This is a genomic window from Salegentibacter sp. Hel_I_6, from assembly GCF_000745315.1.
In the GTDB taxonomy this organism is placed as follows: Bacteria; Bacteroidota; Bacteroidia; order Flavobacteriales; family Flavobacteriaceae; genus Salegentibacter.
This window is the reverse complement of record NZ_JQNQ01000001.1, coordinates 498,004-512,375: the sequence shown is the minus strand read 5'-3', so window position 1 is coordinate 512,375 and position 14,372 is coordinate 498,004. Positions and strand designations below refer to the sequence as shown.

Here is a 14,372-nt window from a genome sequence, read left to right as displayed (position 1 = left end):
TCTATTTATCTTTCTTTTTACGATTATCGGAGTTAAAATGTGGTTCTTTTAATTCCACACGTGAGCGTGTAAAGTAAATTCCTTCTTCCAATTCATTGATATAGGCTACCATTTGCTCTCTTAATTTACAATGAAGGTCCCAGGCAATAACCCCGGTACTGGCACTGCAAATTGCTCTTACTTTTAGTGATTTTTCAGTCATTTCAGTTACCTGCATAATAGGAGGGTGCTCTTCGTCCCACTCTTCAGAGTTTTCAAGCAATTCTTTAAATTTGGCTCTAAGTTTATCCACATCTACACGGTAATCTACATAAAGTTCAATTTCATTTAAAGAATGCGGGCTAGTAATGGAAAGATTTTCAAAAGTATCAGAAATCACCGTTTTTAAGGGAACAATTAATCTTCGAAGATCCCAGGTTCTTACAATCATATAGGTAAACCTAATATCTTCAACATAACCCCAGCGATCGTCAATAATAACGGTATCACCAATTCTGGCCGGTTTGGTAAGCGCTATTTGTACTCCTGCTATAATATTGCCCAGGGTACTTTGTGCTGCAATACCCAAAATTATCGTGGCCAATCCTGCTGAAGCCAGCATAGAAACACCAAGTTTCTCCATAGATCTAAACTGGGAAAGAATAATAGACGTACCTACAATTACCACGGTAAAGGTTAGAATTCTTCTGGCTACAGATAAATATGTAAATAATTGTCGGGATTCGTGGCTGTTTTCAGAAGTTACATCACCAATTTTATTTTCAGCAACATAACGCATGGCAAAATCTAAGATCCGCATAAAAAACCAGGTGGCAGATGCGATTACAATAGCAAGTAAAATTGCATAAATAGTACTTGAAAAAGCGCCGGAATAAGAAATAAGCTCGTTAAGACTAATATAGAAAAACAAAACCCCAGAGGCTAAAGCAGCGGGAATTCCTAACCGTTTAGATAAAGCTACAATAATTGGTTTGTCAAATGATTGAGCAATCCTCCTTACTAAAAGAATTACTACTTTCCCTAGAATATAGGAAACTATAAGCAGTAAAAATGTTAGCACCGGTTTCCATAAGGGCACGGTACCAATTTTTGCCTGGGACCAGGTGGGCATATGTCGGTCTAAGAATGTTGGTCCATATAGCTGATAAAGCTCTTCGGTATTTTCTACCGTATTTGCCGAAATTAACCAGAAAGCTCCATAATCTTTATATTTAACACGCTGCAGCCTGAAAATAATATCCCGGTTTTCTATTTGAGTCTCCCCGAAAACCACACTACGTCGTGGCTGGCCTGCTACTGCCTGGTTTGTCGTGGTTCTTATATCTACCTGCCCATCGGGACGGTCTGGTAAGGCATCCCAATTAATAGCAACCCTTTGGTCCATCACAAAATATAGCTTCTGTGCAATATCTATAGCCTCCTTTTCAGTTAAGGTGTTGGGCATTAGGTTAAGATTCAAGGCATAAGCGGCTTCTTTAAAATTTTTATTTCTACTACTAATAACAAAATGTTCCAGCGTAGACTGAGGCGTTTGTAAGTTGAATTTATTGGGTGCCAATCCCAGAGGATTGTTTAACCGGGTTAGCTCATAATAAGCTTTGTTATACTCTTTTAAACTATTTGGGAGGTAATTGGACTCATTAGAATTATCTATTTTTTCTTCTGAAGGAAGCGTATTTTCAGTGCTTAATGAATCTTGCTGAAAAGCAAAAATCGAAATGGGTAGCAAAAATATGCTGAAACTAAGAAATAACAATCTCATTTGGTTGTTCATACCTAATTATTGAAGCCTGTTTTAAATTTATTGATTGGAATAATTTTAAAATTAAGGAATAAAAAAAGACCACCTTAAATTGATGGTCTTTTTTGAAAATGTTTTTAACATTTTTAGAAACAATATTTATTTTCTGAAGTCAATTTTTCAGCAATAGTATTTCTTAACTCTACCACATTTGGCATTCTGTCATATTTGGTGAAACGCTTAAGTCCCATTAACATCATACGTTGCTCATCCCCTTCAGCAAAAGAAGCAATTCCCTCTTTGGCTTTCTGGGTTACGGTATCTACAGCGTGATATAGATATAATTTAGCCATTGCGATTTGCTCTTTTTGAGCATCTTCACCAAAACGTTTTACATTCTTTTCAGCTCTTAGAATTCCAGATTCAGCCATATAAGCTTCAATCAAAATATCTGAAGCAGCAAGAAGCAATTGTTGGTGCTCTTCCAGATCCTGACCAAATTTTTGAACTGCGCTACCGGCTACCATCAAGAAAACTTTTTTCAATTTTTTGATCATATCCTTTTCTTCAGCGAATAATTCATTAAAATCTGGCTTGTCCATAGAAGGGATTCCGGTAAGTTCTTCGCCAACAGCTTGCGCCGGACCTAAAAGATCTACGTGACCTTTCATCGCTTTCTTAATAAGCATTCCAACGGCTAACATTCTGTTGATCTCATTGGTACCTTCATAAATTCTGGCAATTCTGGCATCTCTCCAGGCAGATTCCATAGGAGTGTCGGCAGAGAATCCCATTCCACCTAAAACCTGAATACCTTCATCACTACAATTCTGAACATCCTCAGAGCAGGCAACTTTCAAAATAGAACATTCTATCGCGTATTCTTCAAAAGTCTTTAATTCGGCATTAGAATGCGATTCTCCAGCTTCCAAACGAAGATTAATTCGATCATCTATATTTTTTGCAGCTCGGTAACACGCCGCTTCTCCAACATAAGCTGAAGTAGCCATTTCAGCAAGTTTAGATTTTATAGCACCAAACTTTGCAATTGGTGTTTTAAACTGAACCCTGTCATTAGCATATTTTACGGCCACATCGGTTACTCGTCTTTGTGCTTCTAAAGATGCTGCAGCCAGTTTAATTCGGCCCACGTTTAACGCATTCATCGCGATCTTAAATCCGTTTCCTCTTTCTGAAAGCATATTTTCAGCAGAAACTACAGTGTCATTAAAAAATACCTGGCGGGTAGAGGAGGCGTGGATTCCCAGCTTTTTCTCTTCTTCCCCAAAAGTAATTCCGTTCGGATTCTCTTTATCATATTCTACAATAAATCCAGTGATATTTTTATCATCCTGAATACGGGCAAAAACGATAAAAACACTTGCAAATCCCGCATTGGAGATCCACATTTTTTGTCCGTTTATTTTATAACTTTTTCCGTCTTCGGTAAGCTCAGCTTTTGTTTTTCCTGAATTCGCATCACTTCCAGCTCCTGGTTCAGTAAGGCAATAAGCGCCGAACCATTCTCCCGTTGCTAACTTCGGAATATACTTTTTGCGTTGCTCCTCATTTCCATAAAGTAAAATTGGCAAAGTACCAATTCCAGTATGTGCTCCAAAAGCAGTTGCAATAGAGCCCGTCGCTCCCGAAATGTAATCACAAACCAGCATGGTGGAAACGAAGCCCATTCCCAGCCCTTCATATTCTTCCGGAATTGCTACACCAAGAAAACCAAGTTCCCCGGCTTTTCTCATTACCTCTTCGGTAAGCGCATAATTTTTCTTTTCAAATTCTTCTTTTTTCGGCCAGATCTCTCTGTCTACAAATTCTTTAACCGAATCACGCATCATTTTTTGCTCCTCAGTAAAATCTTCAGGAGTAAATATATCTTCTGCCTTGGTTTCCTTTACCAGGAATTGCCCACCGCGAAGAAGTTCTTTTTTATTTTCTGTTGTTTCCATGCTATTATTCTAAATTTTGAATTATAAATTTTAAATGATTTATTTTTTATAATTCAGTGTTATTAATGTTTTTTTGAGCTGTAATGATGATTTTAGTTATGATGTTTATTATATGTGTGATTTCATTTAAATGATTTGAAACTTCAATTTTTGTTAGTTCTGAATCTTCTAAAAGTCGCAGCCAGTATTTCGTCTCTCTGGCTTCTTTGGAAGCGATTGACATTTTACTTATAAAATCTCTTTTTGATTGTGCAGCAGTTGCTTCTTCTACGTTAGCACCAATACTTGTTGCAGATTTTAATAATTGCCTGGAAATTATAAACTCTCTTTCCTCTTGAAGTTTTTTGAAAAGCGAGATGATATTAAGAGAAAACTTAAAGGTTTTATCTACTATGATATTCTCACTTTTCAATTTTATTCATTTAAAATTCAACATTCATCATTTAAAATACTTCATAGATTCCCGCAGCTCCCTGTCCGGTTCCTACACACATGGTAACCATGGCGTATTTATCTTTTAGATTGCGTTTACGCATTTCATCAAAGATTTGCACCGAAAGTTTTGCTCCTGTACAACCCAGTGGGTGCCCCATAGAAATAGCGCCGCCATTAGGATTCAAAGTTTCAGGATTTAATCCCAGTTCCCTGATTACCGCTAAAGATTGAGAGGCGAAAGCTTCATTTAATTCTATAAGCTGCATATCATCCTGTTTTAATCCTGCTTGTTTTAAAGCTTTTGGAATAGCATGAACCGGCCCAATTCCCATAATTCTAGGATCTACACCTACTGGTGCATAACTCACCATTCTGGCTATTGGTTCAAGATTTAATTCTTTTACCATTTCTTCGCTCATAACCATTACAAAAGCGGCACCATCACTGGTTTGTGAAGAATTACCAGCGGTAACGCTTCCACCTTCAGCAAAAACAGGGCGTAGTTTGCCCAGGGCTTCTTTAGAAGTATCGGCACGTGGACCTTCATCTTTGGTTACGGTATAATTTTTGGTTTGCTTTTTTCCATCTTTTCCTACAAATGTTTCTTCAATATCAATAGGAGCTATCTGGTCCTGGAAACGGTTTTCTTCCTGTGCTTTTAAAGCTTTTTGATGTGAATTAAAGGCAAATTCATCCTGATCTTCACGGGAAACTTTGTATTTCTCGGCTACTGCTTCCGCAGTAAGTCCCATTCCCCAATAATAATCTTCGTTACCTTCTTTGGCAGTTTTGTAATTAGGAACCGGTTTATAACCGCCCATTGGGATGTAACTCATACTTTCGGCACCGCCGGCGATAATACAATCGGCCATTCCGCTTTGTATTTTAGCCGAAGCGATCGCGATGGTTTCTAATCCTGAAGCGCAATAACGGTTAACCGTCATCCCTGGTACTTTGTCGGTTTTAAGTCCCATTAACGAGATTAAACGACCAACATTTAAGCCCTGTTCGGCTTCGGGCATTGCGTTTCCAACAATTACATCATCGATCCTGGTTTTATCAAAATCGGGTAATTGGTTCATCATATAATCGATGGTTTCAGCCGCGAGATCATCTGGCCGCTTAAACCTGAACACACCACGGGAAGCTTTCCCCACGGCCGTTCTGTATGCTTTTACTATGTATGCTGTCTTATTCATTATTCTAAATTTTGAATTTTAAATTTCGAATGATTATTCATTCAAAATTCAACATTTATAATTCTTAATTTCTTAGTGGTTTACCTTTCTTCAACATATGCTGAAGTCTTTCCAGGGTTTTGCGCTCTCCGGTTAGGGAAAGGAAAGCTTCTCTTTCCAGATCTAACAAGTATTGTTCGCTTACCATTTGTGGTTCAGATAAATCACCACCGGCCATTACATAGGCTAGTTTGTTCGCGATTTTTTTATCGTGGTCACTAATATATTTTCCGGCATTCATTTGGTCGGTTCCTACTAAGAAAGCTCCTAAAGCTTGTTTCCCAAGAACTTTAATATCTTTTCGAGCAATTGGTTTAGTGTATCCATTCTCAGCCATCAGTAGGGCATGTTTCTTAGCGATAGTGAGTTGTCTTTCCTGGTTTACTACTACGATATCTTTTCCTTTCTGAAGAATATTTAAATCGAAAGCTTCGTGGGCTGAGGTAGAAACTTTTGCCATTCCTATGGTTAAGAAATGCTCTCTTAATCGGTTTAATTCCACATCATCTTTTTCAAAAGTATCTGCGGCGCGAACGGTCATTTCTTTAGAACCTCCACCGCCGGGAATTACCCCAACGCCAAATTCAACCAGACCCATATAAGTTTCGGCCGCTGCTACAACTTTATCGGCATGAAGTGAAAGTTCACATCCACCACCCAAAGTCATAGAGTGTGGTGCGGCTACGGTTGGAATAGAAGAGTAGCGCATACGCATCATCGTATCCTGGAAATATTTAATCGCCATATTCAGCTCTTCATATTCCTGCTCTACAGCCATCATAAAGATCATCCCAATGTTTGCTCCAACAGAAAAGTTCTTCCCGTTATTTGCGACAACTAATCCCTGGTAATCTTTTTCGGCCATATCTATGGCTTTATTGATGCCGTCTAAAACATCACCACCAATGGCGTTCATTTTACTTCGGAATTCCACATTCAAAATCCCGTCGCCAAGATCTTCAACCACAACGCCGCTGTTGCTGAAAACTTCTTTTGATTCGCGAATGTTATCTAAAATGATAAACGCATCCTGACCAGGAATTTTCGTGTAATCCTTTTTCTGAATATCGTAATAATAGGTATTACCTTCTTTTACGGTGTAAAATGAGTTTTTACCATTTTCCAACATCTCATTCACCCAGGCCGCCGGTTCTTTACCTTCGGCTTTCATCATCTCAACACCTTTCTTTACGCCAAGGGCATCCCACATTTGAAATGGGCCGTGCTCCCAACCAAATCCGGCTTTTACACCATCATCAATTTTATAAAGTTCGTCTGAAATTTCTGGAATTCTATTAGAAACATAAGCGAATAAAGCTGCAAAGTTTTTACGGTAAAATTCACCGGCTTTTCCTTTATCACCTACTAAAACCTCATAGCGGTCTTCAAGCTTATCTATAGTTTTGGTTTGTTCCAGCACATCGAATTTCGCGCTTTTTCTATCGCGATATTCCATTTTATCCAAGTCTAAAGACTTGATCTCACTCGAACCATCCTCTTTTTTAATTTTCTTATAAAATCCGGTATTATTAGTTTTACTTCCTAACCATTCGTTATCCATCATAGTCTTGATAAAATCTGGTAAGGCAAAAAGATCGTTAGCTTCATCGTTTGGAACACCTTTATGAAGCCCGTTGGCTACGTGTACCAAAGTATCTAAACCAACTACATCTACCGTACGGAAAGTAGCCGATTTTTGACGGCCAATTACCGGCCCGGTAAGTTTGTCTACCTCCTCTATGGTCATATCCATATCTTTAACCATATGGAAAAGGCTCATAATACTAAAAATACCAATTCTATTTCCAATAAAAGCAGGAGTGTCTTTAGCTAATACCGATTTCTTCCCAAGGTATTTTTCCCCGTATTCGTTTAGGAAATCCAGAACTTCCGGTTTTGTATCTGGTCCCGGGATAATTTCAAATAATTTCAGGTAACGCGGCGGATTAAAGAAATGCGTTCCGCAGAAATGCTGCTGAAAATCTTCGCTTCTTCCTTCATTCATTTGCTGAATAGGAATTCCCGAAGTATTGGAAGTTATAAGTGTTCCTTTTTTACGATGTTTTTCCAGTTTTTCAAACACCTGCTGCTTAATATCAAGGCGTTCTACTACTACCTCAATAATCCAATCGGCTTCAGAAACTTTAGAAATATCATCTTCCATATTTCCGGTTTCTATACGATTGGCAAAATCTTTATGGTAAATAGGAGAGGGCTTAGATTTTAAAGAAGCTTGTAAAGATTCATTTACCAGGCGGTCTCTTACTTCCTTATCTTCTAAAGTGAGCCCTTTTTTCTTTTCTTTCTCATTGAGTTCCCGCGGGACGATATCCAGCAAGAGAACTTCTACGCCAATATTGGCGAAGTGGCAGGCAATACCGCTTCCCATAATTCCGGAGCCGATTACCGCTACTTTATTAATTCTTCTCTTCATAATTTTTATCTGGTTTTACTATAAGGTTTTCGGTTATTAATAAATTTTTATTTTAAAATCTGTCATTGCGAGGTACGAAGCAATCTGCAAAGTATTAGTAGTCGACTTTGAGATTACTTCTCCCGATTCTTAATCGGGTTCGTAATGATGTTTAATTCATTTATTCTATTTTTATCTCTTCTTTATAAATTTTCTTTTCAGAAATAAGTGATAAAATGGTGTTGGCTACTTCGATAAAAGTTTTTAAATCTTCTTCTGATACATTTTCTTTCACAGCTTCATCAAATCGCAATACCACTTTTTTTGAATACTCCCGCATTTCCCGACCAAAATCGGTTAAATATATAAGGACGCTTCGGCCATCTTTTGGGTTTTTCTTCCGAAGAATTAATCCTTTATCTTCCATAGTTTTAAGAATTCGTGATAAGCTCGTGGCTTCCATTCCCATTTTGGGGCCAAGGGAGGTAGAAGGAGTTCCATTTTCTGGGTCTATACTTAACAGGGCAAAACCGGTAGACATTGTGCTTCCTGCTTTCCCGGCTTCTTCATTATACATTTTTGAAACCGCCATCCAGGTGGCCCGCAATACATAATCTATTGTTTTTTCCTTCATTTTTAATTGTTGACTCTCAAAGTTAAGAAAAATATATTATGCACGCATAATAAAATTGGATAAATACTTAGGCTTGCATATTTATTACTTAAATTTATGAGAAATGCATAAAAAAACCCTTCTCTGGGAAGGGTTTTAACTTTAATATTAAATTTATCTAATTACATAGGTTTGTAGATCTTATCATATAATTTCTTATACCTGTCTTTTATATTTCTACGTTTAAGTTTCATAGTAGGAGTGAGGTGCCCTTCCTCAATTCCCCAAACTTCACCCGTAAGTTCTATTACTTTTATACGTTCCCATTTTCCAAACTTTTCGTTGTAAAAATCAACTTCTTCCTGTATACGGTTTTTAACCTGCTCATTATTGGCAATTTCTTTTTCAGATGCGTCACCGATATCGATGTTTTTACGCTTAGCCCATTCCTGGATAAATTCAAAGTTTGGCTGGATTAAAGCGGCCGGCATTTTTTCGCCATCACCAATTACCATAATTTGTTCGATGAAACGCGATTGTTTCATCGTGTTTTCAATAATTTGCGGAGCGACATATTTTCCTCCTGATGTTTTAAACATCTCTTTTTTACGATCGGTAATCTTTAAGAAACCATCTTTATCTAATTCCCCAATATCGCCGGTATGGAAAAAGTGATCTCCATTTAAAACTTCTTTTGTTTTTTCAGGTTCCTTATAATAACCAAGCATCACGTTTGGTCCTTTTGCCAGAATTTCCCCGTCTTCAGCAATTTTAACGGTCACTCTGTCTATAGGTCTACCCACTGTACCAATTCTGAAACCTTTATCTCTTTGGTCGTTAACAGCGATTACGGGGGAAGTTTCAGTTAATCCATAACCTTCCATTACCGGAATATCAGCTGCAGCAAATACACGAGCTAATCGCGGTTGAAGCGCAGCAGATCCAGAAACGATTAATTCAATATTACCACCTAATCCTTCTTTCCATTTAGAAAATATAAGTTTTCTGGCTAAGGAAAGGCGCTTTTCATACCACCATCCATTTGCTCCGTATGGTTCGTATTCCAGGCCAAGTTCTACAGCCCAGAAAAATAGTTTTTGTTTGATACCGCCAACAGTAGAACCTTTAGCGATTATTTTATCATAAACCTTTTCCAAAAGGCGCGGTACCGCAGTAATTACGTGTGGTTTTACTTCTTTAAGGTTGTCGCTAATTTTCTCTATAGATTCGGCGAAATGAATGGAAACTGAATAATACTGATATAAATAAAGGATCATTCTTTCAAAAACGTGACAAACCGGTAAAAAGCTAAGTGCTACATAGGTACCTCGTTCAAAAGGAACTCGCTCTGCGCTATCTAGTACATTACTTACAAGATTATTATGCGAAAGCATAACTCCTTTTGGTCTCCCAGTGGTTCCCGATGTATATATTAAGGTAGCTACATCATCTGGTTTAACAGCTTTCTTTAATTGCTCAACTTCATCCTGATTACTTTTATCTTTTCCAAGTTTAAGAACCTCAGTCCAGTTTTTTGAATTCTCTATTTCATCGAAACTATAAACTTCTTTAAGTTTGGTTTCATGCTTTATAGCATTTAGCTTATCCAACACTTCCTTATCAGAGACAAAACAAAAAATGGCCTCACTGTGATCTAAAACATATTGATAATCTTCTTCAGAGATGGTAGGATAAATTGGTACTGTTTGAGCACCGGTTTGCAAAACTCCTATATCCATAATATTCCATTCAGTTCTATTACTGGTAGAAATTATGGCGATTTTATCATTTGGTTTTATTCCAAGTCTTAATAATCCGCGGCTTATGGCATTTGCCTTATCTATATATTCCTGAGTAGAAATGGCTTTCCAGGTTCCATTATATTTAGTGACTAGCGCTTTTTCTAAAGCGTGTTTTTCCAATTGGTAATATGGAAAGTCAAATAGTCTTGTTGGTTTATCCATTAGGGTGTCTAATTATTATATACTTTGCAAAATAGCAAATTTATAGCCTATTTCAAATTGAAATATTAAAATAAGCATAGATATATTAGCAAGACTATAAATTGTTTAATGATAACAATTATGAGTTTTTATAAGAGAAATGTTATTAATAATGATTTATTTAATTGATTATCATTGTATTAATTCACAAATGAAAAACGCCCGACAATAAATATTATCGGGCGTTTTTAAATTAAAATGTTGAAAATTTATTTTTTCTCCAGCCACTTTCTGGCATTTACAAAAGCTTCAATCCAGGGGCTTACTTTATCTTCCTTCCTATCTTTTGGATAATATGCCCAGTTCCAGGGGAAAGTAGAGCGTTCTAGATGTGGCATCATTACCAAATGTCTTCCAGAATCATCGGTTAACATCGCGGTGTTGTGATTTGAGCCATTTGGATTAGCCGGGTATTTATCATAGCCATATTCTCCAACAATATTATAATGCTCCTTTTTATACGGGAAGCTGAATTTCCCTTCTCCATGTGCAGCCCAAATACCGAGTTTGCTACCGGCAAGTGAGCCAAGCATTACAGAATTGTTTTCCATAATTTCTATAGAAGTAAAGTTACACTCAAACTTATGCGAAGCATTATGAAGCATTTTAGGTTTCTTTTCGTGATCGGGATTTATTAATCCTAATTCTACAAAAAGCTGACAACCATTACATACGCCTAGCGATAAAGTATCTTCTTTTTTAAAGAAATTATCCAGCGCGGTTTTGGCTTTTTCATTATATAAAAATGCCCCGGCCCAACCTTTGGCACTTCCCAGAACATCAGAATTTGAAAAGCCACCAACAGCGGCGATAAATTTGATGTCTTCCAGAGTTTCACGACCAGTTATTAAATCGGTCATATGCACATCTTTCACATCGAAACCTGCTAAGTGCATAGCCCTTGCCATTTCACGTTCAGAATTAGAGCCTTTTTCCCTAATAATTGCTGCTTTGATACGTTTCTTGTCACTTCGAGAGGAGTCGAGAAGTCCTGTAAAATTCTCCGGAAATCTAAATTCCAGCGGCTGATTCTTATAATTATTAAATCGCTCGGTAGCTTTGTCTACACCACTTTGTTTTTGATCTAAAAGGAAAGAAGTTTTATACCAAACATCGCGTAATTCCGGAATATTAAAACCCAGGTCTTCTGAACCGTTTTTAATTTTCAGTTCTTTTCCTTCAGTAACTTTTCCTATTTTAAAGAATTCAATCTTATTATCGCTAAGTACCTTTTCGGCTGTATCGTCTTTTGCCTGGAAAACAATTCCGCAGTTTTCATTAAAAAGGAGCTTAACGCTGTCTTTTTCATTTAAAGCTGAAAGATCTAGATCAGCGCCAAGATTATTGTCAGCAAAACACATTTCAAGAAGTGTGGTGATTAATCCGCCGGAAGCCACATCGTGCCCGGCAAGAATTAGATCTTGCTTAATTAAGCCCTGAATGTTATAAAAAGCATCGGCAAATTTCTTGTCATCTTTTATCGTTGGTACTTCTTTTCCAACCTTATTAAGTATTTGCGCAAAAGAAGATCCTCCAAGTTTAAAATTGTCCTGTGATAAATTGATGTAATAAATATCGCCGCCATTTTTTTGTAAAACAGGTTCTACTACTTTCGTAATATCATCACAATGCCCGGCTGCAGATATGATCACCGTTCCCGGAGAAAGAACCTCGCCGTCTTTATAGCGCTGCTTCATGGAAAGCGAATCTTTTCCGGTAGGAACGTTTATTCCAAGGGAGATCGCAAAATCTGAAACCCCTTGCACAGCCTCATAAAGCCTGGCATCTTCGCCTTCGTTATTACAAGGCCACATCCAGTTTGCCGAAAGCGAAACAGATTTTAATCCTTTTTCCAACGGCGCCCAAATGATATTGGAAAGTGCCTCACCAATAGAATTTTTAGAACCCGCAACAGGATCTACCAACGCCGAAACAGGGGAGTGGCCAATTGAGGTCGCCACGCCTTCTTTTCCATTATAATCCAGGGCCATCACCCCGCAATTGTTTAGCGGAAGCTGCAATGGTCCTGCGGTTTGCTGTTTAGCTACACGCCCGGTTACACAGCGGTCTACTTTGTTGGTCAACCAATCTTTACAGGCAACGGCTTCCAATTGAAGTACCTGCGTTAAATAATCTTTTATATTTTCTGATGAATAAACTACATCGTCATAATTTCTTGATACACTTTTATCGGTCATCACCGTCTTTGGCGAACTTCCAAACATATCTGAAAGTGCCAGATCCATCGGTTTTTGTTTGGATTCTGAACCTTCAAAAGTAAACCTGTAATCTCCGGTAACATCACCAACCTGGTAAATAGGCGAGCGTTCACGTTCTGAAACCCTGCGTAAAATTTCATAGCTTTTACCACCAATAACCAATCCCATTCTTTCCTGGGATTCGTTTCCTATAATTTCTTTTGCTGAAAGGGTAGGATCGCCAACCGGTAATTTATCCAAATCAATTTTTCCTCCGGTTTCTTCTACGAGTTCGCTAAGGCAGTTTAAATGTCCGCCGGCACCGTGATCGTGGATAGAAACTATTGGATTTTCTTCGCTTTCTACCATTCCACGCACCGCGTTAGAAGCTCGTTTTTGCATTTCTGGGTTGGCTCTTTGGATAGCGTTTAGTTCAATTCCGCTACCTAATTCTCCGGTATCTGCGGAAGAAACCGCTGCGCCTCCCATACCAATTCGGTAATTTTCACCACCAAGAATCACGATCTTATCTCCTTTCTTAGGAATATCTTTTTGGGCCTGGTTGGCTTTTCCATAGCCAATTCCGCCGGCAAGCATAATTACTTTATCGTAACCTAGATTTCGTTGATGCTCTGAATGCTCAAAAGTCAATACAGAACCTGAAATTAAAGGTTGCCCGAACTTATTTCCAAAATCTGAAGCTCCATTAGAAGCTTTGATCAAAATATCCATTGGGGTTTGATAAAGCCAATCGCGTTCTTTCATCCCATTTTCCCATTTTCGGTCTTTATCAAGTCGGGAATAAGAGGTCATATAAACTGCCGTTCCGGCTAATGGCAAAGAACCTTTTCCACCGGCAAGCCGGTCGCGAATTTCTCCGCCACTTCCGGTTGCAGCGCCGTTAAAAGGTTCTACTGTTGTTGGGAAATTATGGGTTTCGGCTTTTATGGAAATAACCGAATCAAAATCTTTGTTTTCGTAAAATTCAGGAACGTCTGGTAGTTTTGGCGCAAATTGTTGCACTCGTGGTCCATTAATAAAGGCCACATTGTCTTTATATGCTGAAACGATCTCGTTCGGATTTTCTTCCGAAGTTTTCCTGATCATTTTAAACAATGAGCTAGGTTTTTCTTCTCCATCAATCACAAAAGTACCGTTGAAAATTTTGTGCCGGCAATGTTCAGAATTTACCTGGGAGAAACCAAAGACTTCAGAATCAGTAAGTTTTCGGCCTAATTTATCGGCTAATCCCTGTAAATAAGCAACTTCTTCTACATTGAGGGCGAGACCTTCCTGTTGATTATAAGCTGCGATATCATCAATTTCAATGATCGGTTCGGGATTAATATGAATATCAAAAATATCCTGATCTAAACCTTCATATTTCTGCGAAAGCATAGGATCAAAATCGTGATAATTCTTATCAATTCGCAAGAATTCCTCAATTCTAATAATTCCGTGGATGCCCATATTCTCGGTAATTTCTACCGCGTTGGTGCTCCAGGGCGTGATCATTGCGGCACGGGGCCCAACAAAAAAATCTGCCAGAGCAGATTTGTTGATTTGTTGTGTATTGCCAAAAAGCCAGTTTAATTTTGTGATGTCTTGAGCCGTAAGATTGGTATGCGTTTCTACCGCAAAAACCTTGGTGGCCTGGTCTCCAAAGAAAAGGATCATTCTATGTTGTTTTGTGTTGTTCGAGAAAGCACAAATTTAGGTTTTTTAAAGGAAATATTTTAAGAAGTTAATGCAGAAAATATTAAAAGGGGT

Annotated in this window: 8 protein-coding genes; all 8 read right to left on the bottom strand. The window is 38.1% G+C overall.

Annotated elements, in window-relative coordinates; translation table 11 throughout:
- Position 1: 1 nt before the first annotated feature.
- On the bottom strand, positions 2-1,762 hold the full coding sequence (locus FG27_RS02345; protein ID WP_156101263.1) for a mechanosensitive ion channel family protein: 1,761 nt from the start codon (positions 1,760-1,762) through the stop codon (positions 2-4).
- Between the two features lie 125 nt (positions 1,763-1,887).
- Positions 1,888-3,702 (bottom strand): acyl-CoA dehydrogenase family protein, encoded by a 1,815-nt coding sequence (locus FG27_RS02340; RefSeq protein ID WP_037315018.1) that lies wholly within the window; start codon positions 3,700-3,702, stop codon positions 1,888-1,890.
- Positions 3,703-3,748: 46 nt separating this feature from the next.
- Positions 3,749-4,114, bottom strand: coding sequence for a four helix bundle protein (locus FG27_RS02335; protein ID WP_037315016.1), 366 nt, complete (start codon positions 4,112-4,114; stop codon positions 3,749-3,751).
- Positions 4,115-4,145: 31 nt separating this feature from the next.
- Complete coding sequence (locus FG27_RS02330; RefSeq protein WP_037315012.1) at positions 4,146-5,336, bottom strand: acetyl-CoA C-acyltransferase; 1,191 nt, start codon at positions 5,334-5,336, stop codon at positions 4,146-4,148.
- A 64-nt stretch (positions 5,337-5,400) separates the two neighbouring features.
- Positions 5,401-7,809: a 3-hydroxyacyl-CoA dehydrogenase/enoyl-CoA hydratase family protein gene (locus FG27_RS02325; RefSeq protein WP_037315008.1), complete on the bottom strand. Its 2,409-nt coding sequence runs from the start codon at positions 7,807-7,809 to the stop codon at positions 5,401-5,403.
- Between the two features lie 160 nt (positions 7,810-7,969).
- Positions 7,970-8,422: a MarR family winged helix-turn-helix transcriptional regulator gene (locus FG27_RS02320; RefSeq protein ID WP_037315005.1), complete on the bottom strand. Its 453-nt coding sequence runs from the start codon at positions 8,420-8,422 to the stop codon at positions 7,970-7,972.
- A gap of 161 nt (positions 8,423-8,583) precedes the next feature.
- Complete coding sequence (locus FG27_RS02315; protein ID WP_037315004.1) at positions 8,584-10,365, bottom strand: long-chain fatty acid--CoA ligase; 1,782 nt, start codon at positions 10,363-10,365, stop codon at positions 8,584-8,586.
- A 248-nt stretch (positions 10,366-10,613) separates the two neighbouring features.
- Positions 10,614-14,279: a phosphoribosylformylglycinamidine synthase gene (gene purL / locus FG27_RS02310; protein ID WP_037315002.1), complete on the bottom strand. Its 3,666-nt coding sequence runs from the start codon at positions 14,277-14,279 to the stop codon at positions 10,614-10,616.
- Positions 14,280-14,372 lie beyond the last annotated feature (93 nt).